At 73.8% G+C, this 18,489-nt stretch carries 16 protein-coding genes; 6 read left to right on the top strand and 10 right to left on the bottom strand.

All coding sequences use genetic code 11. The features are described 5' to 3' along the window. Positions 1-54: 54 nt before the first annotated feature. Both ACZ6R9_RS12045 and ACZ6R9_RS12040 read left to right on the top strand, forming a co-directional pair. The gene (locus ACZ6R9_RS12045) at positions 55-1,257 is read left to right on the top strand and encodes an aminoglycoside phosphotransferase family protein (RefSeq protein WP_465538091.1); all 1,203 of its coding nucleotides are present in this window, start codon (positions 55-57) and stop codon (positions 1,255-1,257) included. Positions 1,258-1,701: 444 nt separating this feature from the next. Then, positions 1,702-2,076 carry a hypothetical protein gene (locus tag ACZ6R9_RS12040; RefSeq protein ID WP_465538090.1) on the top strand — a complete coding sequence of 125 codons (375 nt, stop codon included), beginning with the start codon at positions 1,702-1,704 and terminating at the stop codon, positions 2,074-2,076. Positions 2,077-2,210: 134 nt separating this feature from the next. Here the strand turns inward: ACZ6R9_RS12040 and ACZ6R9_RS12035 are convergent, their stop codons facing one another. The 4 genes from ACZ6R9_RS12035 to ACZ6R9_RS12020 all read right to left on the bottom strand — a co-directional run bounded on the left by ACZ6R9_RS12035 (position 2,211) and on the right by ACZ6R9_RS12020 (position 5,332). Further along, positions 2,211-2,741, bottom strand: a complete 531-nt coding sequence (locus tag ACZ6R9_RS12035; protein WP_465538089.1) for a DUF3592 domain-containing protein — start codon at positions 2,739-2,741, stop codon at positions 2,211-2,213. 696 nt (positions 2,742-3,437) lie between these two features. Then, a complete protein-coding gene (locus ACZ6R9_RS12030; RefSeq protein WP_380483950.1) occupies positions 3,438-4,169 on the bottom strand; it encodes an MIP family channel protein in 732 nt (243 codons plus the stop codon). Positions 4,170-4,279: 110 nt separating this feature from the next. After that, positions 4,280-4,627, bottom strand: a complete 348-nt coding sequence (locus ACZ6R9_RS12025; protein WP_465538088.1) for a hypothetical protein — start codon at positions 4,625-4,627, stop codon at positions 4,280-4,282. 75 nt (positions 4,628-4,702) lie between these two features. Beyond that, positions 4,703-5,332, bottom strand: coding sequence for a TetR/AcrR family transcriptional regulator (locus tag ACZ6R9_RS12020; protein WP_380484135.1), 630 nt, complete (start codon positions 5,330-5,332; stop codon positions 4,703-4,705). A gap of 149 nt (positions 5,333-5,481) precedes the next feature. Here ACZ6R9_RS12020 and ACZ6R9_RS12015 point away from each other — a divergent pair, with 149 nt between their 5' ends. The 3 genes from ACZ6R9_RS12015 to fabG are packed head-to-tail and all read left to right on the top strand — an operon-like array spanning position 5,482 to position 8,670. Beyond that, complete coding sequence (locus ACZ6R9_RS12015) at positions 5,482-6,630, top strand: acyl-CoA dehydrogenase family protein (protein WP_465538087.1); 1,149 nt, start codon at positions 5,482-5,484, stop codon at positions 6,628-6,630. Between the two features lie 55 nt (positions 6,631-6,685). Next, positions 6,686-7,873, top strand: coding sequence for a thiolase family protein (locus ACZ6R9_RS12010; RefSeq protein WP_465538086.1), 1,188 nt, complete (start codon positions 6,686-6,688; stop codon positions 7,871-7,873). A 38-nt stretch (positions 7,874-7,911) separates the two neighbouring features. Further along, positions 7,912-8,670 carry a 3-oxoacyl-ACP reductase FabG gene (fabG, locus tag ACZ6R9_RS12005; RefSeq protein WP_465538085.1) on the top strand — a complete coding sequence of 253 codons (759 nt, stop codon included), beginning with the start codon at positions 7,912-7,914 and terminating at the stop codon, positions 8,668-8,670. 158 nt (positions 8,671-8,828) lie between these two features. On the opposite strand, the gene ACZ6R9_RS12000 is transcribed toward fabG, so the two are convergent. From ACZ6R9_RS12000 to ACZ6R9_RS11990, 3 genes are all read right to left on the bottom strand, one after another. Next, a complete protein-coding gene (locus ACZ6R9_RS12000) occupies positions 8,829-9,122 on the bottom strand; it encodes a muconolactone Delta-isomerase family protein (protein WP_465538084.1) in 294 nt (97 codons plus the stop codon). A 124-nt stretch (positions 9,123-9,246) separates the two neighbouring features. Then, complete coding sequence (locus ACZ6R9_RS11995; protein ID WP_465538083.1) at positions 9,247-10,881, bottom strand: ABC-F family ATP-binding cassette domain-containing protein; 1,635 nt, start codon at positions 10,879-10,881, stop codon at positions 9,247-9,249. 288 nt (positions 10,882-11,169) lie between these two features. Further along, positions 11,170-12,804 (bottom strand): ABC-F family ATP-binding cassette domain-containing protein, encoded by a 1,635-nt coding sequence (locus tag ACZ6R9_RS11990; RefSeq protein WP_465538082.1) that lies wholly within the window; start codon positions 12,802-12,804, stop codon positions 11,170-11,172. A 411-nt stretch (positions 12,805-13,215) separates the two neighbouring features. Between ACZ6R9_RS11990 and ACZ6R9_RS11985 the strand changes: the two genes are divergently transcribed. Next, entirely contained in the window at positions 13,216-13,623 is a 408-nt protein-coding gene (locus ACZ6R9_RS11985; RefSeq protein ID WP_465538081.1) for a carboxymuconolactone decarboxylase family protein, read from the top strand. A gap of 151 nt (positions 13,624-13,774) precedes the next feature. Here ACZ6R9_RS11985 and ACZ6R9_RS11980 read toward each other — a convergent pair whose 3' ends face one another. From ACZ6R9_RS11980 to ACZ6R9_RS11970, 3 genes are all read right to left on the bottom strand, one after another. Beyond that, positions 13,775-16,150, bottom strand: coding sequence for a hypothetical protein (locus ACZ6R9_RS11980; RefSeq protein WP_465538080.1), 2,376 nt, complete (start codon positions 16,148-16,150; stop codon positions 13,775-13,777). 131 nt (positions 16,151-16,281) lie between these two features. After that, on the bottom strand, positions 16,282-17,325 hold the full coding sequence (locus ACZ6R9_RS11975) for a S66 family peptidase (protein ID WP_465538079.1): 1,044 nt from the start codon (positions 17,323-17,325) through the stop codon (positions 16,282-16,284). Between the two features lie 150 nt (positions 17,326-17,475). Continuing rightward, positions 17,476-18,417, bottom strand: a complete 942-nt coding sequence (locus ACZ6R9_RS11970; protein WP_465538078.1) for a zinc-binding dehydrogenase — start codon at positions 18,415-18,417, stop codon at positions 17,476-17,478. Positions 18,418-18,489 lie beyond the last annotated feature (72 nt).

The following is an 18,489-nucleotide window of genomic DNA, read 5'->3' as shown; positions in this document are numbered from 1 at the left end:
CCCGCCGGCGGAAATTCGCTGGCGGGCGGGCCTTCTTGTCCGGACAATGCCGGGGTGCAGAACGCTGAACAGCGGACGGTGACCGTCCTGATCGCATGGCAGGGTGAACTCCTCGGCGCGGTGGGGCCTTTCACGGCTTCCGCGCCCTACTGGGCGGAGATCGGGGAGGTGGTGCGGGCGGCGTCGGAGGCGGCCGGGGTGCCGGTGGCGCTGCTGCGGATGCTGTCCGTGGACGGCGGCGAGACCGGCAGTGGCGGCGAGGTGGTGTACCTGGCGCAGGCGCTGGAGCGTCCCTCTCAGCCGCTTACCGCGGCCCCGGCCGTGGAGCTGGACGAGCAGCCGCTGCGGCTGCCGTGGGCCTCGGCGGACGGGCTGGCCGCCGAATGGGCTTGGGCCGATGGCGAGTTGGCCTCCCTGGGCCGTCCGCGGACCGGGCCGGTGGAGCAGGTGCGCAGCTGGAACCTGTCGGCGCTGTCGCGCTTCCCGACCGGCGCGGGTGCGGCCTGGCTGAAGAGCACCCCGCCGTTCGCGGTGGCCGAGGCCGAGGTGATCGCCCGGGTGGCGAAGGCGGATCCCGAGCTGGTGCCGCGGGTACTGGCGGCGGACGGTCGGCGGATGCTGCTGGACGAGGCGCCGGGCGTGGACTGCTGGGGGCTGCCGGAGGACGGCATGCTGAGCGTCGTGGACCGGTGGGCGGCCGTGCAGGCGGCCGTCGCCGGGGACGGGCCGGGCGGGTTGACGGACCGCTCGCCGGCGGCGCTGGCCTCGCTGTTCCCCTCGCTGCTGGAGCGGCTGCGCCCCGAGCTGACCGCCGAGGAGTACGACCGGGCCCTCGCCCTGGGTGACCGGCTGCCCGCCCTGGTGGACGAACTCGCGGACTGCGGCCTGCCGTTGACGCTGGTCCACGGCGACTGCCACCCGGGCAACTGGCGCTGGGACGGCGAGCGCGGCGTGGTCCTGGACTTCTCCGACGCGATGTGGAGCCACCCGGCCCTCGACGGCCTGCGCCCCTCCCCGCTCCTCTCCCCCGAGCGCGGCGCCGCCGTCCGCGAGCGCTGGGCCGCCGCCTGGCAGGCCCTCGTCCCGGGCAGCGACCCGCTGCGCGCACTGGCGCCGGCCGCGCCGCTGATGCACCTGCACTTCGCGGTGCGCTACCAGGAGTTCCTGGACGGCATCGAGCCGAGCGAGCGCCCCTACCACGCGGGCGACCCGGTGGCCTCGCTGCGCCGCGCGCTGCGGAACGGGGCGGCGCAGTAAGCGAGTTCGAGCCGCTGAGGGGCGGGCCGGGACCTTTACCTGACGCTGGAGCGAATGGCGCCGGACGGCCTGGCGCAGCCGCTGCCGGACGCGGGGCGGCCCGGGCGCTGCCCGCGTATCCGGCGCGGCTGGCCCCGGCGTCCCGGTTCGACACGTTCTGCGCGCTGTCCCCCGACGACCGGGACCGGCTGGAGACGGAGCTGTATGCGCTCAGCCGGGTCGCGGAATCGATGACGCTGGGGTTTCCAGCCCCCGTACGGCGGGCGGGACGGCCGGGACAGGGCGTGGCTGGAGACCGACCGTGAGGGGTACCTCGGGTTCTTCACCCGGCTGGGGAGGACGGAGACCGGCGCGGCCGACGGGTTCGACCCGTTTCCTGCACGAGATCGCCGAGCTGGTGCCGACCGAGGACCCGGAGGCGCCGATCGAGCTGCTGGATGTGCTTTGCCGGGTCTGCTCTTCGGTGAGCTGCTGTTCGTCCGCGCGGGAGTGCGGATACGAGCGGGCGCGCACCTGGCGGAGCCGGGCTGGGCGGACGGTTCACCGATGTACTGGGCGTACCGGCGGCGCAACCGGCGGCCGATCGACCTGTCGCACGGCTGGGGTTCCGGCTCGCAGTGGGGCACCAGCCACCGGATGCACTTCCGGGCGGCGGCGGGCGACCGGTGGAACGTCCACCCGCGGCCCGAGCGGGTGTCGGACCACTGCGCCGAGTCCGACCGGCTGACTGTCGCCGAGGCGGAGGAGCTCGTCCGGCACCGCTGCCTGCTGCGCCGGCCGGCGGGCCGTGGGGCCTGGTCGCGGATTCGCAGGACGTGATGGACCTGTGGCCGTGGAACTGGCCGCTGCCGGAACCGGCGGAGTGCACGCCGGGGTGTCGCGGCAACGGCGAGCCCGCGAACGGCTGACAACCGCCCGAGCCTGCCGTGATCCGGCTGGCGCGGGGCGGGTCGCTACGGCCAGTTGCCCGGGGTGGGCGGCTCGGTCGGCATCTGGTTGGCGAAGACGGCCATGCCGATGGTGGTGGCGGCGAAGACCAGGCCGAACAGTGTGAAGAACGAACAGATCACCAGGACGATGGTGTGTCCGACGTTCTGGCCGGTTCCGGGGACGTCGGTGGGAATGGCCTCGCGGGGGCGCTCGGGGAGATAGCGGACGGTGACGCGGTCGCCGGCGATCCGCGGGATGCCCGTGGTGTCCTTGAGGCGGATGTCCTGGCCGTCGGCGGTGCGGAAGCCGAGGACGATGTGGCGTCCGGTGCGAATGGTGAGCGAGTCCGCGACGCGGTCCTGCGTCAGATAGGTCTCCAGCACCGCGGCCTCGGCGACGAGTCCGTGCGTGCGGGTGCGGTTGCGGCGGCGGGAGCGCCGCAGGACGAGGACGATGCCGGTGATGCCGAGGCCCGCGATCAGCAGGCCGATCAGAGCCATCAGGCCCGCGACAAGGCTGAAGACCGTACCGAAAGTGTCCACTGCGTCGTTCATTCGTTCGTCCCCCCGAGGTCCTGCGAGTGCGCCGAACAATAGGGGTCGCCGGGCCCGCGCGGCAAGAGCCGGCCTCCGGGCCCGCGACGGGGAAGAGGACCAGGTCAGAACCAGGCTTCCGGGTCGGTGGGGCCGGTCGGCGGGCGCGGCGGACGCGACGGGTCGGCCCGGAGCGCGCGGACACCGACCGCGGTGAGGAGGAGGCCGAACCTGGCGAAGAGGACCAGGAAAACGAGCCTGGACCAGGCGCGTTGTCCGGGAAGCAGCGCGGTGCCCGGGCGAACCAGAACGAATCGGGCCGACCGGGGCACCGGGTTTCGGCGGGTTTCGGGTTGCGGCCCGTCGTGACGCCCCCTCACTGCGGCTCCCACGAACGGGTTGATCACGGCAGGCGGGGTGCGCGCGGCGAAGCGCGGGGCGGGGCGGTGGCCACGGCCCGGGGGCGAGCCAGTGCGGCCCGGGGCCAGGCGGGCCAAGTGCGGCCAACTGCGGCCAAGTGCGGCCAAGTGCGGCCAAGTGCGGCCAAGGCCAGGGTGGGCCAGTACGGCCAGAGCCGGGGTGACGGGCGGCAGTTGACCCGTAGCGATGTTCCGCGTTGCGGTGGGCGTCGGCGAGGCGCAGCGCGTTGCGACACGGTGTGGCGGCCGGGACCGTGGTGGTGGTGGTCCCGGCCGCCGCTCGGCCGGTTTGCCGGGACTACACCCGTGCGTCGGTGGCCAGGGCTTCCGCCGCCGGAAGGTTCGGCTGCGGGTGGGTCAGCAGGTGCATGCCCGCTGCCAGTGCGCCGCCGACCAGCGGGGCGAGCAGGAACAGCCACAGCTGGGTGAGCGCCTCGCCGCCCGCGAACAGTGCCGGGCCGAGGCTGCGCGCCGGGTTGACGGAGGTGCCGGTGAGCGGGATGCCGACCAGGTGGACGACCACCAGGGCGATCCCGATCGGCAGCCCGTCGAAGCCGACCGCGGCCAGTCGGTGGGTGACCGCCAGTACGACGTACACCAGCAGGAAGGTGAGGACGACCTCGGTCAGGAAGGCGCCGCCGGCGTTGATGTGCACCTGGGAGCGCTCGCCCCAGCCGTTGGTGCCGAGCTTGCCGTGGGTCTCCAGCCCCGGCACCTGCCTGGCCAGCAGCAGGACGAGGGCCGCGCCGGCGATGCCGCCGAGCACCTGCGCGATCCAGTACGAGACTGCGGTGCGCCCGTCGATCCGGCGGGCCAGCAGGAAGCCGAGTGTCACCGCCGGGTTCACGTGGCAGCCGGATATCGGTCCGAGCGCGTACGCCAGGGCGAGCAGCACGAAGCCGAAGGCGAGCGCGATGCCGACCGGGCCGATCGCGTCCCCCGCGAGCACCGCGGCGCCCACCGCCAGCAGAACCAGCAGCAGCGTCCCGAGGAACTCGCCGATCACCGCCCGCCTGTCCGTTCCACCCATATGTCTGGTCCTCCTGACCGTCAGGGCAGGCGGACCGGTGCCGCCCCGTCCGGCCAACCCTGGTCGGCCGTTCGGGCGAGCGCATGTCGGCCGGACGGCGCAGGCCGTGTTCACGGCGCGTCCGCCTGCCGAATTGCTCCGAACGGATGAAGCCGTACGGAAACGGAGATCTCAATGCAAAACGGAAGCAAAACGGACAGACGCGGACAGGACGGGCGGCAAACAGCTGTCGGAACGTCAAACCGCCGGTCCGGGCGGCCCGGGACGGCATGCGCGGCACGTTCCGCGGGCGCCCGGTCGGTGCCGGGCAGGTCAGAGCCGCCCTTCGGGACGACGATGGGCGGGCGGGGCGGCAGGTGGCCGAGGGCGATGATCACTCCGACGAGGCCGCCGAGGATCAGAAGGGCGCCGATCACCACGCGGATGGTGTCCTCGAAGGTGCTGTGGTCGACGGTCACGGCCCGGTCCGGGCGCTCGGGCAGGGCCCCTTCCGGAGGTCGACACACCTGCCGGTATCGGTTTCCGGCGGCCCGTCAGACGACCTTCCGGTAGCGGAGTTCGAGCCCGTCGAGCAGCGCTTCGAGACCCGTCTCGAAGGCGCCTTCGTCGATGGTGCGGCGGTGTTCGGCGAGGCGGTGGGCGTCGGCGAGGTGCGGGTACTCGGCGGTGTAGAGGGCGGCGTCCTCGGGGAAGCCGGCGGCGAACGAGCCGAGGGCGGAGCCGGTGATGAAGTAGCGCATCAGGGCGCCGATCCGGGTGGCCTGGCCGCGTGGCCAGCCGGCGTCGACCAGGCAGCCGAAGACGGCGTCGGCGAGGCGCAGCGCGTTGGGGCGGCGGCCGGGGCCCTGGGCGAGGACGGGGACGAGCTGGGGGTGGGAGGCCAGGGCGGCGCGGTAGGAGCGGGCCCAGTCGCGCAGGGCGGTGCGCCAGTGGTCCGGCGAGTCGAACATGGTGAGGTCGACCTCGCCCATCACACTGTCGACCACGGCGTCCAGGAGTTCGTCCTTGGTGGCGAAGTGGTTGTAGAGGGACGGTCCGCTGACGGAGAGTTCGGCGGCCAGGCGGCGGGTGGAGAGGGCGGGCAGGCCCTCGGTGTCGACCAGGGCGAGTGCGGCGGCGACGATCCGGTCCCGGCTGAGCAGGGGGGTGCGCGGTCGGGCGATCGTGGTCTCCTCGGGTCGCGGGCCGTGGGAACCGGCCCATTGTCGCAGGCGCCCCCTTCCGTGCGGGGCGGGGGCGGGCTACAGTCACCGTAAAACTTGCACCGCTAGTTTATTCGGGCCGTCGGAATGTAGAGTCGGGAGGTCGCCGCGTGAACCTGGAGCTGACCGAGGAGCAGGCCGCCGTCCGGGAGTTGGCGGCGGGGTTCACCGACCGGGAGATCGTGCCGTTCGCCGCCGAGTGGGACCGGGCGGAGTCGATCGACCTGGGGATCGTCAAGAAGCTCGGCGAGCTGGGCTTCCTGGGCCTGACCCTGCCCGAGGAGTACGGCGGCAGCGGCGGCGACCACCTGGCGTACTGCCTGGTGCTGGAGGAACTGGGACGCGGCGACTCCTCGGTGCGCGGGGTGGTGTCGGTCTCGCTGGGGCTGGTCGGCAAGTCGATCCACGCGTTCGGCACCGAGGCGCAGAAGCGGCAGTGGCTGCCCCGGCTGTGTTCGGGCGAGGCGCTGGCGTGTTTCGCGCTGACCGAGCCCGGCACCGGTTCGGACGCCGCGAACCTGACGACTCGCGCGGTGCGGGACGGCGACGACTGGCTGATTTCCGGCGCGAAGATGTTCATCACCAATGGGACGTGGGCCGAGGTGGCGCTGGTGTTCGCCCGTACGGGTGAGCCAGGACACCGAGGGGTAAGCGCTTTCCTGGTGCCCACCGACACGCCCGGCCTCACCCGCACGCCGATCCACGGCAAGCTGGGCCTGCGCGGCCAGGCCACCGCCGAGTTGGCCTTCGACGCCGTCCGGGTACCGGACAGTGCCCGGCTCGGTGAGGAGGGCAAGGGCTTCACGGTGGCCATGGCGGCGCTCGCCAAGGGCCGGATGTCGGTGGCGGCGGGCTGCGTCGGCATCGCGCAGGCCGGTCTCGACGCGGCGGTGCGCTACGCCGGCGAGCGCGAGCAGTTCGGGAAGTCCCTCGCGCACCACCAGTTGGTGCAGGAGCTGCTGGCCGACATCGCGGTGGACGTGGCCGCGGCCCGGATGCTGACCTGGCGGGTCGCCGACCTGATCGACCGCGGGCTTCCCTTCGCCACCGAGTCCTCGGTCGCCAAGCTGTTCGCCAGCGAGGCGGCGGTGCGCTGCGCGAACAACGCCCTGCAGGTGTTCGGCGGGTACGGCTTCACCGATGAGTACCCCGTCGGCAAGTACCTGCGCGACGCCCGCGTGATGACGCTGTACGAGGGCACCAGCCAGATCCACAAGCTGCTCATCGGGCGTTCCCTGACCGGGGTCAACGCCTTCTGATCGGGCGTCACGAACGCATCGATCGACCGACCGTCACGAACAGGAGCTCGACGAAGTGCTTCCGGTCTTCATCGCCGCTGCCCGCCGCACCCCGATCGGGCGGCTGCGCGGCGCGCTGTCCGCCGTCCGGCCCGACGATCTGTCGGCAGCAGTGCTGCGCGGACTGCTCGACCAGGTGCCGGGGCTGGACCCGGCGCGGATCGACGACGTGTACTGGGGCGCCGCCAACCAGGCCGGCGAGGACAACCGCAACCTGGCCCGGATGGCGGTGCTGCTGGCGGGGCTGCCCGATTCGGTGCCGGGCGCGACCCTCAACCGGCTGTGCGCGTCCGGAATGGAGGCCGTCACCACGGCGGCCCGGGCGATCGGTTCCGGCGAGGCGGACGTGGTGGTGGCGGGCGGCTGCGAGTCGATGAGCCGCGCCCCGTTCGTGCTGCCCCGCCCGGACGAGGCGCTGCCGCACCGGATGGAGACCTTCGACACCCGGCTCGGCTGGCGGCTCACCAATCCCCGCATGCGCGAGCTGCACGGCGTCCTGTCGATGGGCGAGACCGCCGAGGAGGTGGCCGGCCGCTACGGCATCACCCGCGAGGCGCAGGACGCGTTCGCCCTGCGCAGTCACCAACTGGCCACGCAGGCTCGGGAGTCGGGGCACTTCGACGCCGAACTGCTGGCCGTGCGGCGCCCGGACGGGGTGCTGGTGGAGCGCGACGAATCGATCCGGCCCGACACCACGGCGGAGAAGCTCGCCGCACTGAAGCCGGTGTTCCGGGCGGGCGGGACCGTCACGGCGGGCAACGCCTCGCCGATGAACGACGGCGCGGCAGCACTGTTGCTGGTCAGCGAACGGGCGCTGGCGGAACTGGGGTTGGAGCCGCTGGGCCGGTACGTGGCGGGCGCGTCGATGGGTGTGCACCCGGACGTGATGGGCATCGGGCCGGTCCCGGCGACCCGGCGGGTGCTGGAGCGCGGCGGCTGGAAGCTGCAGGACGTGGAGACCGCCGAGTTCAACGAGGCATTCGCGGCCCAGGCGCTGGCGTCCGTCGGCGAGTTGGGCATCGACCCGGAGCTGGTGAACCCGTCCGGCGGGGCGATCGCGCTGGGCCATCCGCTGGGCTGCTCGGGTGCCCGGATCCTCACCACCCTGCTGCACCGGATGCGCCGCACCGGCGCCCGGCGCGGCCTGGCGACGATGTGCGTGGGCGTCGGCCAGGGCTCGGCCGTCCTGGTCGAGCGGGACTGAAGTTCTCTGACATGACGATGCGTCGGAAAGGTGTGACCGTGGGCAGGTTCGAAGGCAAGGTGGCGGTGGTGACCGGCGCCGCGCAGGGCATCGGGGCGGCGACGGCGCGGCGGCTGGCCGAGGAGGGCGCGGCGGTGGCCGTGGTCGACCTGACGGCGGAGCGCGCCGAATCCACCGTGAAGGAGATCCTCGCGGCGGGCGGCACCGCGCGCGGGTACGGCTGCGACGTGGCCGACTACGAGGCGGTGGAGGCCGTGTTCGCCTCCGTGGTCGAGGAGTTGGGAGCCGTGCACATCCTGGTGAACAACGCCGGGATCACCCGCGACAACCTGTTCTTCAAGATGCCGAAGAGCGACTGGGACACGGTGCTGTCGGTCAACCTGACCAGCGCCTACAACTGTTCGCACGTCGCGCAGCGGTACTTCGTGCAGCAGAAGTACGGCAAGATCGTGTCGCTGAGTTCGCGTTCGGCGCTGGGCAACCGCGGTCAGGCGAACTATGCGGCGGCGAAGGCCGGCATCCAGGGGCTGACGGCGACGCTGGCGATCGAGTTGGGCCCGTTCAACGTGAATGTGAACGCGGTGGCGCCGGGGTACATCGCGACGTCGATGACGGCGGCGACGGCCGAGCGGGTCGGGGCGACACCGGAGGCGCACCAGGCGGAGGTCGCGCAGCGCACCCCGCTGCGGCGGGTGGGTCTGCCGGAGGAGGTCGCCTCGGTGGTGGCGTTCCTGGCGAGCGAGGACGCGTCGTACGTGAGCGGGCAGACGCTGTACGTCAACGGCGGCGCGCGGTAGCTCGAACCGGGGCGGGGCCGCTGCGCCCGGCAGTGGCCCCGCCCCGGCTTCGGGCTCGCGCGGGACCCCTGCGGGCTCGCGCGGGTTGCCCCTGCGGGCTCGCGTAGTCCCGCCGCGGGCTCGCGCGGGTGCCCCGGCGGGCTCGCGCGGGCCTTGGGTCAGCCGCGCGTGCCCGGGTCGTTCGGGTGCGGCTCCAGCGGTGTGACCACGGCGGTCATCCAGGGCCACATCGGCAGCGTGCCGAGCACGTCCGCGCGCAGTCGCGCCTCGTCCTCGGCCCGCCAGATCCCGATGCTGCGCTTCTCGCCGACCGGCCGCCAGAGTCTGAACAGGCGCCCGGCGTCGGCGAGTTCACCTGCTCGCCGGCGTTCGGCGGCGCGCCGCCGGTCGATCTCCTCGGCGGGGACGTCCGGGGGCACGGCGGTGGTGATCTCGACCAGGAACTCCTTCATGGTCCTGCTCCGTCTCTCGACCGGCGGCGGCACGGGGTCCGGTGCCCCACGGGACGGGGCGGGCGCCGCTCGCCGTCCATCGTCCGGCCCGGAGCCGTCCGTCGCCACCAGCGACACCCGGCCGTCAGCGATCCGCTCCGAGGGCGAGTTCACGGCCCTGCCAGCGGCGGCGCAGCCAGCGGTCGTGGCCGGCCACCACGATCGCGCCCGGGCCTTTGCCGCCCATGGCCTCCTCCAGTTCGTCGCAGAGCAGCGGCGAGAGGTGGTTGGTGGGTTCGTCGAGCAGCAGCAGCTGCGGCGGGCGGGCCACCAACAGGGCGAGGGCGAGGCGGCGGCGCTGGCCGACGGAGAGGTGGCCGACGGGGCGGTCGAGGTCGGCGGCGGCCAGCAGGCCGAGGGAGGCGAGCGGGACGCGCTCGGCCAGGTCGGGGCCGAGGGTCAGGGCGTAGGTGTCGCGGGCCGTGCGGTCGGGCCGCGCGAAGGCGGTGTCCTGGGTGAGCAGGCCCACCGTCAGCCCGGGCCGCCGGTGCACCCGGCCGGTGGTGTCGAGCCGGCCGGCGAGGACGGCGAGCAGGGTGGACTTGCCCGTCCCGTTGGGGCCGGTGATCAGTAGGCGTTCGTCGGCCGTGACTTCCAGTTCGTCGAGTGCGAGCCGTCCTGGGAGGTGGATCCGGTGCAGCGTCACCAGCGGGTCGGGGTTCTGCTCCTGCGGGCCGGTGGCGAGGCTGTGCGGTGGGACGAAGCGCAGCGGGGCGGGTGGTTCGGCGACCTGGCGGCGTTCCAGGTCGGCGAGCCGGCCGGCGGCGTCGCGGACCCGGCGGGAGATCTGCTGCTGTACCCGGCCCGCCCGGTGACCGTAGCCCATCTTCTCGTTGTCGGTGGGGCCGCGGTCCGGGGCGAGCCGGTGCGCGGTGACTTCCGCGGAGCGTCGCAGCTCGGCCAACTCCCGTTGCTCGTCGGCGTACTGGCGTTCCCAGCGGTGCCGTCGGGCGCGTTTGTCGTCCAGGTAGGCGCGGTAGCCGCCGCCGAAGCGGACCGGGCCGTCGGCGGCCGGGTCGAGGTCGAGCAGGTCGGTGCAGACCGCGTCGAGGAACGCGCGGTCGTGGCTGGCGACGACCACCGTGCCGGGCAGGGTGCGGAGTTGGGCCTCCAGGAAGGCGGCGGCGCCGTCGTCGAGGTGGTTGGTGGGCTCGTCGAGCAGAACGGCCGACGGCCGGCGGACCAGCAGCGCGGCGAGGGCGAGGCGGCCGCGCTGCCCGCCGGAGAGCGAACCTAGGGTGCGCTGCGGCGCGACGGCGGCCAGGCCGAGACCGTCGAGCAGCAGGGCTGCGCGGCGGTCGGCGTCCCAGGCCTCGCGGTCCTGGGCCTGTTCCAGTCGGGTTCCGTAGGCGGCCAGCAGGGCGGGCTGGCGCGGGTCGCCGTCCGGGAGTTCGGCGAGTTCAGCGCCGAGGCGGTCGAGTTCGGCGAGGTCGGTGCGGGCTTCGCGCAACGCGTCGTCGAGGACGGCGGCGACGGTGGCGGCGGCATCGAACGGCATCTCCTGGTGCAGGAATCCGAGGTCGGCAGGCCGGTTGACACTCCCGCCGTCGGGTTCGTCCACGCCGGCCAGCACCCGCAGCAGGGTCGACTTCCCGGAGCCGTTCTCCCCGATCAGGCCGAGACGGCGGCCGGGCGCGGCGGTCAGGGACAGGCCGTCGAGCACCCGGCGACCGCCGATTACGCGAACCAAGTCGTGGGCGAGCAGGGCGGGTTGAGGCACGGGAGAACTCCGGTTCGGTCGGTGGTGGGCTGTCCGGGCGCGCGTCTCCCGCCGACGGGCCGGTACGCAGACCAAGTCATGGACGGGCAGCGACGGTTGAGGAACGGCATGGCACCTGTGCGGTGCGTCCTCGGGCGGGACGGCGGTGCGCTCATCCGAAGCGCGAACCACCGGCCGACCGGAGCCCGGTCAAGTCGCGGGCGGACAGGGCAGGTTGGGACAGTCCGAGGCGTTCGCCCCGGCCCGCCCGGACGTGGTGTCGCGAGCGGGCCGGGGGCGGACGGTGCGTCAGACTGCCGGGGCCGCTGCCTCCCGGAGGGTGCCGGCGGACAGCAGGAGGCGGCGGTCGACACCGATCTCGGCGAGGAACCGTTCGTCGTGGCTGACCACCAGGAACGCGCCCTTGTAGGCGTTCAGTGCGGACTCCAACTGACCGACGCCGACCAGGTCGAGGTTGTTGGTGGGCTCGTCGAGCAGCAGCAGTTGCGGGGCGGGCTCGGCGCACAGGACGCAGGCCAGGGTGGCGCGCAGCCGCTCGCCGCCGGACAGCACCCCGACGGGGAGGTGTGCGCGCGGGCCGCGGAACAGGAACCGGGCGAGCAGGTTCATCCGCTCCGCCTCCGGGCGCTCGGGCGCGAAGGTGGCGAAGTTCTCGGCGACGGTGCGGTTCTCGTCGAGCAGGTCCAGGCGCTGCGAGAGGTAGGCGATCCGGCCTTCGCCGCGCCGCAGTTCGCCGCCGTCCGGGGTGAGCGCGCCGGTGATCAGCCGCATCAGGGTGGTCTTCCCGGCGCCGTTGGGGCCGGTCAGCGCGATCCGCTCGGGGCCGCGGACCACCAGGTCGAGGCCGCCCGGGGCGAACACCTCGGTGCCGTCGAGCCGGACCTGCAGGCCGGTGCCGTGGAACAACGTCCGGCCGGACGGCACCTGGGTGTCGGGCAGTTCGAGGCTGAGGCGCTGCTCCTCGCGCAGCGCCCGCCCGGCCTCGTCGAGGCGGGCCTTGGCCTCGTCGACCCGGGCGGCGTGCACCTGCCCGGAGCGGCCTGCGGCCTCCTGCGCGCCGCGCTTCATGTTTCCGGCGAAGATCTTCGGCAGGCCGGCGCTCTTCAAGTTCTTCGCGGCGTTGCTGGCCCGCTTGTCGGCGCGCTCGCGGGCCTGCTGGAGCTCGCGCTTCTCCCGCTTCAGGTTCTGCTCGGCGTTGCGCACGTTGCGTTCGGCGACCTCCCGCTCGCCCCGGACGGCCTCCTCGTACGCGGTGAAGTCGCCGCCGTACAGCCGCAGTTCGCCGCTGTCGAGTTCGGCGATCCGCTCCATCCGGTCGAGCAGCGCGCGGTCGTGACTGACCAGAAGCAGGCATCCGTTGAATTCGGACAGCACGTCGTACAGCCGGTGGCGGGCCGCCAGGTCGAGGTTGTTGGTGGGCTCGTCGAGCAGCAGCACGTCGGGGCGGCGCAGCAGTTGGGCGGCGAGGCCGAGGGAGATCACCTGGCCGCCGCTGAGCGTGCTCAGGCTGCGGTCGAGGGCGAGGTGGCCGAGACCGAGGCGGTCGAGCTGGGCGCGGGTGCGCTCCTCGATGTCCCAGTCGTCGCCGATGGTGGCGAAGTGCTCCTCGGCGACGTCGCCGGACTCCACGGCGTCCAGCGCGCGGATCACACCGGCGATGCCGAGCACCTCGGCGACCGTGAGTTTCCCGGTCAGCGGGAGGGTCTGCGGCAGGTACCCGAGAGTGCCGGCGACGGTCACCGAGCCTGCGGTGGGCTTGAGTTCACCGGCGATCAGCCGGAGCAGGGTGGACTTGCCGGACCCGTTCGGGGCGACCAGGCCGGTGCGGCCGGTCGGCACGGTGAACGACAGGTCGTGGAAGACCGGGGTGTCGTCCGGCCAGGAGAAGGACAGGTTGGAGCAGACGACGGCGGCGTCGGACATGGTGAAGAGACCTCGAAGGTGCAAGAGGGCAGGGAACGGCCACGGCGAAGCGGGCCACTGCCCAGGGGGACGGGCGAAAAAAGGGGTCGACGAAACGGACCACTCCGGCAGCGCTCCTGTGCGCCGGCCCGGTGGCCGTCAGATCCGGATCTCACCCGGAGATGTCGTCGTCACCCGCCACGTCTCTGTCCTTCGTCCCACGCGAATTCGCGTACCTACGGTGTCGCGGCGAGTGTAGCGCTTCCGCACGCCGGACGTCGCACCATTTTTCCCGCGGGGCATTTTCGCGGCAGGCACGTCCCGTTGGGCCGGTCGGGGTGTGCGGCGACGACGCCGGGCGGTGCGGCCCGGCCGGGCGCGCTGCGCCGACTACCGTGGCCCCGACCACCGGACGGACCTCAGGGAGCGGGCATGGCTGCGGACGACCGTCGCGAGCGCTTCGAGCGGGGCATGGAGGTCCTCTCGCGCATCGACGGCGAGGCGGGCGAGCGGGTGGTGGCGGCGCTGGCGAACGTCTCCCCCGAACTGGTGCACCAGATCGCCGCCTGGGGCTTCGCCGAGATCTACTCCCGTCCGGCACTGGCACCGCGCGACCGGCAACTCGTCACCCTCGGCATGCTGACCGCGCTCGGCGGCTGCGAGCCCCAGGTCGAGGTCCATGTGAACGCCGCGCTGAACGTCGGCCTGACGCCTCAGCAGATCGTCGAGGCCCTGCTGCACGCCGCCGCGTACTGCGGGTTCCCCCGGGCGATCAACGCCACCCTCGCCGCGAAGCGGGTCTTCGCCGAGCGCGGCTTGTTGCCCGTCCGCGAGGAGTGAAGCCGGAGTTCACGGGTGGCGTGGGCGGCCCGATCCGATGTCCGAACAGGCCGCCGAGCACTGGGAGTTCACGGACCACGGGTCGTGGACTGCGGGAGCGACGCCGTTGCCGAGCGGAGTGCCGAGTGCTGACGCACCGTCAACTACTTGATCACGCACCGGCCTTGGCGTGGGCGAGTTTCTGGAGGTGGCGTTCGGCGGCGCGCAGCTTGCGGCCGTCGGGGCCGGGCAGGTGGGCGCGGAGCTCTATGATCTCGGGGGCGATGCGGATCGCCTCGGCCGGGTCCTTGACGGCGCGCCAGCACGCCTCGGCGTTGGTGGCGGCGCGCTGGGTCTCGGGGTGATCGGGGCCCTCGGTCTGCAGCAGTGCGGTGGCCACCTGACGGTACAACTCGGCGGCCAGCACGGGCAGTCCGGCCACCCGGGAGACGTGCGCGCGGACCTGTCGGACTTGGAGCACCGCCGGGGCGAGGCTGCCGTGCGCGGCGACCGCCTTGTTCTCCAGGGCGAGCGCGAGCGCCGCGGCGGTGGCGTGGTCGCCCGCCTCGGCGGCCCGGACGATCTGGCCGATCGCCTCCAGGTAGTCGGTGGGCGGGGCCTGCTCAACTGCGGCGGGCCCGGCGGCGGGCGCGGTCGGCGCGGCAGCGGCGGGCGCGGCTTCGGCAACCGGCGCGGGGGTCTTCTGCGCCAGCGGCACCGTCGCCGCCAACGGGTCGTGCTTGACCGCCGGCTGCGGCTTCGCCAGCGGCACGGTGGCCGCCAACGGGTCGTGCTGGACCGGAGGTTGGGGCTTCTCCAGCGGCACCGTCGGGGCCGTCGCCTCAAGGTCGGGCAATGGCAGGGTGCTGGCCAGCGCGCTCCCACCGGGCAGCGGAACGGTCGCCGCGAGCGGGTCGAACCAGGGCCGCTCCCCGGCCGGTTCGGGCAGGGCGGTGGACGCGGCAGCGGGTGCGGGCGCGGCCTTGGCGAACTGCACGGCACGCGGATCGGCCGGTGCGGGCGCGGCGGCGAGCGCGGGCTCGGCGGCGGGCGCGGGCTCGGCGGCCGGTGCGGCCTTGGCGAGCTCGACCAGCGGCGTGGTGGCGGCTTCGGCAGGGAGGTCCTTGCCGAGTCGGACGGTGCTCTCGGGCGCAACAGGCAGCTCGGCCCCCTTGCCGAGATCGACCACCGGCGTGTCCGCCGGAACCATCGGCACGCCCCGCACCAGCGAGACGATCATCCGACGCCGCCCGGGCGTCGCGGGGACACCGGCCTTGCGCAGCGAGACCAGCACGCGCGGCGTCCAGCCGGGCGCGAGCCGGGGCCGGGCCGGTTCGGCGGGGCGCACGGCAGCGGAGGCGGGCGGGGCGGCCGGGGCCGGTGGCGCGACGGGCCGGGTGGTGGCGGGGTCGGCGGGGCCGATCTGCCGGGCCGTGTTGCGGAACCACGGCCGCTCGCCGGGGTGCGCGGTGATCACCACGGCGTCGGGGCGCAGCACCGAGTGGACCTGCTGGCGGACGAGTTCGGGGGTGAGCAGCTGGTCGGCGCCGGGGCGGCCGCGGTGCAGGGTCTCGATCAGCGCGCGGGTGAAGGTGCCGAGCTGGTCGGGGTCGTGGTTGACCACGGCCCACAGCGGCACGCCCTCGCTGAGCTGTTGGCCGGCGGCGGAGACCAGTTGTGGCCACAGCACCGGGTCGGCGCTCAGGTCGCCGATCACCAGGGTGTCGAACTCGTTGACGCGGTGCCGCAGTTCGGTGGCGAGGGCGCTCCACGGGAGGCTCTCGGACGCCTTGTTCTCGCGCAGCGACAGGTACATCTGGTCGCCGCGTCGGTCGGTGACCAGGTGGCCGCCGAGGTGGATCAGCAGCGGCCCGGGGTGGCGGGCGGCGGCGCGCAGGTGGGCCAGCACGGTCTGCGGGTCGTTGGCGCCGGGCAGGTGGACGGCGTCGACCTGGTCGGCGGAGAGCAGGATCTGCGGGGCGACGCCGGCCAGTGCGGCGGACAGCACGGAGGCGTGCGCGGTGCCGCCGCGGCCCCAGCGGCGTCCGCCGCCGTAGCCGCCCTCGATCACCAGGATGCGTCCGCGCAGGCCGCGGCCGATACCGCTGGCCGGTGCGGGAGTTGACGTAGTGCCGGGCGCCTGGACGGCGGGGCCGGCGGGAGCGGTCGCGGTGGGCGGCGGCGTCTCGGCGGTGATCACCGGGATCATGCTCGTCCAGCCGGTGGTGACCGGCGCGGGCGGCATCGCGGGCGGCGGTGGCACGGGGGTGCCGCCCGCCGGGGTCGGGGTGGGTGCGCCGGTCCGGTTGCCGCCGGGGGTGAGGTCCGGGGGCGTCATGTTGACCCGCAGGTTGACGGAGGTGGCGAACGGGTCGTTCGCGGGCGGCGGTTCGATGCCCTGCTTCGGGCCCGGAGGCTGGGTCGGCAGCTTGAAGGTCTCCTCCAGGTCGGCCGCCGCCGGCCCGTCCCCCGTCGTCGATGCCACATCAGCCACCGTCAGGTCACCGCCCCCGTCCGCCGCCTGCGCGACGTCGTGCCCGCTTGCCATGGTGCCTGGCACCACATTTCCGATCCCGGACACGATACGTGCTCGGCGGGTGGCCGGGCCAGGGCGGGTGGCGCGGCCCGCCGCGACCCGCGCTGGTCGGCGCGGGTGCCGGGCGCGGGCCGCGGGGGTGCTCAGTAGGTGACGGTGATGCGGCGGGCGGGTCCGTCGACCCGGATCAGGCCGCCGTAGGGGACCACCTGCTGCGGCTGGGTGTGGCCGAGATCGACGTCGAACACGGCCATGGTGTCCGGCGCGTACACGTCGAGGGCGCGCAGCACGGCGTCCCGCTGCTCGGCGCGGTACTGGGCGCGCTGCTCGGCGTTGTTGGGCTGCTCGAAGGACCAGGCCATGGCGCGGCCGAACAGCAGGGCGGGGAACTGGCGCAGCAGTCCGCGTTCGCCGAGGTTGCGCAGGATGCGGTGGACCTCGGTGCCGGACGGCATCTCCTCGGAGGTCTCCAGCACCAGCACGCAGCCCGCGTACGCCTCGGCGGGCAGCAGGCGGTCGGCGGCGGCCATCCAGTGCAGGATCTCCAGGTTGCCGCCCCAGCTGACGCCCTCGACCACGCGGTCGGCGCGGTGCCAGTGGGCGGCGGTGGCGGGTTCGCCGGCGGGCAGCTGCTCGAAGGTCGCCGGGTCCTCCCAGCGGCCGAGTTCGGTGCTGACGTCCTGGGCTTCGCGCAGCTCGAACTCGCCGCGTTCGAACAGTGCGGCGCGCAGCGAGGCCTCGGTGAGGGGGTGCAGTTCGCCGGGCCGGCCGAACTCGGTCATCACGGCGCCGCCGTGGTAGGAGACCACCCCGTGCCGCCACAGGAAGTCCAGCAGGTTGGTGTTGTCGCTGTACCCGAAGAACGGCTTGGCGTGGGCCCGGAGCAACTCCCCGTCCAGGTAAGGGATGAGCCTGAGCTGTTCCTCGCCGCCGATGGTGGCGATCACGGCGGTGATGCTCGGGTCGGTGAACGCGGCGTGCAGGTCGGCGGCCCGCTCCTCGGGGCTCGCGCCGAGCTTGCGGGTGGTCGGGTACTCGACCGGCTCCAGCCCGAACTGCTCGCGCAGGCGGCGCAGTCCGAGCTCGTGGGGCAGCGGGAACATGCCCGGCCCGGCGAAGGACGGCGAGAGGACGGCGACCTTGTCACCGGGGCGGGGCTTGGGAGGGTACATCGGTTGGTCTGACATGGCGTGATGCTAGCCAAGGCCGTCCGTCGTGCACGAGCCGATTTCCGGTGACGGCCTACCGTTCCATGCTCGGACGCCAAGGCCACTAAAGCAGCAGGGAATTGACGGGCCGTCAGTCAGTTGCGTTCCTGGACACAGCGGGCAGCAATGTCAGATGTCCAGCAGGGTCTTGCCGAGGGTGGCCCGCGACTCGATGGCCCAGTGTGCGTCCGCGGCCTGCGCCAGCGGGAAGCGGCGGCCGATGACGGGGCGCAGCCGGTGGGCGGCGGCTTCGGTGAGGACGTGGGCGGTGGCGGCGCGGATGGCCTCCGGGGTGGGGCGCAGGCCGAGGACGGTGATGCGGCGGGCCTCGATCTCCTCGGCCGGCAGGTCGGTCCAACTTCCGCCTGCCAGGCCGTAGTTGAGCAGGCTTCCGCCGGGGCGGAGCAGCGTGGTGGCGGTGCGGCCGAGGGTGCCGCCGACGCCGTCGAGGACGAGGTCGACGGGGGCGGTTCCGGCGGTCCAGTCGGGGCGCAGGTAGTCGAGGGTTTCGGCGGCGCCGAGTTCGGCAGCCAGCGCGAGTTTGGCGGGGCCGCCGGCTGCGGCGAGCACGTGCAGGCCGGCGTTGGCGGCGAGTTGGACCAGCAGGGTGCCGACGCCACCGGCGGCCGCCAGGATCAGGACGCGGGCGCCGGGGGCGGGTGCGGCGGTCTCCAGCAGCAGGCGGGCGGTGCGGCCGTCGGCAAGCAGTGCGGTCGCGGCGTCCAGGGCGAGCCCGTCGGGGACGAGGTGGAGTCCGGCGGCGGGGACGGTGGCGCGTTCCGCGTAGCCGCCGCTGCCGCCGGTGGTGGAGATGACGCGCCGTCCCAGCAGTTCGGGATCGACGCCGGATCCGACGGCCGCGACGCTGCCGCCGACGCCATTGCCGGGGATCATCGGCAGCGCACCGGTGAACGGCCCGAACCCGGTGGCGCGGAACTGGGTCTCCACGAACGTCAGGTTGGCGTGCGCGACGTCGATCAGGACCTGCCCCTCCCCCGCCACCGGGTCCGGCGCCGCGCCCGGCACCAGGACCTCCGGCCCGCCGAACTCCCGCAGCCACACTGCCCGCATCGCGCCTCCGCCCTTCGTCCGGCCGGGCGTTCCGGCCGCCCGCCCATCGTGCAAGTTCAAGTGCCCTTGAGG

It is taken from the genome of Kitasatospora sp. NPDC048662, from assembly GCF_055587065.1.
Note: the sequence above shows the minus strand (reverse complement) of the source record. Positions and strands in the feature narration are given on the sequence as shown.

What these genes read in the sequence shown, in the direction of transcription:
- ACZ6R9_RS12035 (WP_465538089.1), bottom strand. Translation starts at nt 2,741, where the DNA reads ATGAACGACGCAGTGGACACTTTCGGTACGGTCTTCAGCCTTGTCGCG.
- ACZ6R9_RS12030 (WP_380483950.1), bottom strand. Translation starts at nt 4,169, where the DNA reads ATGGGTGGAACGGACAGGCGGGCGGTGATCGGCGAGTTCCTCGGGACG.
- ACZ6R9_RS12000 (WP_465538084.1), bottom strand. Translation starts at nt 9,122, where the DNA reads ATGAAGGAGTTCCTGGTCGAGATCACCACCGCCGTGCCCCCGGACGTC.
- ACZ6R9_RS11990 (WP_465538082.1), bottom strand. Translation starts at nt 12,804, where the DNA reads ATGTCCGACGCCGCCGTCGTCTGCTCCAACCTGTCCTTCTCCTGGCCG.
- ACZ6R9_RS11985 (WP_465538081.1), top strand. Translation starts at nt 13,216, where the DNA reads ATGGCTGCGGACGACCGTCGCGAGCGCTTCGAGCGGGGCATGGAGGTC.
- ACZ6R9_RS11980 (WP_465538080.1), bottom strand. Translation starts at nt 16,150, where the DNA reads ATGGCAAGCGGGCACGACGTCGCGCAGGCGGCGGACGGGGGCGGTGAC.
- ACZ6R9_RS11975 (WP_465538079.1), bottom strand. Translation starts at nt 17,325, where the DNA reads ATGTCAGACCAACCGATGTACCCTCCCAAGCCCCGCCCCGGTGACAAG.
- ACZ6R9_RS11970 (WP_465538078.1), bottom strand. Translation starts at nt 18,417, where the DNA reads ATGCGGGCAGTGTGGCTGCGGGAGTTCGGCGGGCCGGAGGTCCTGGTG.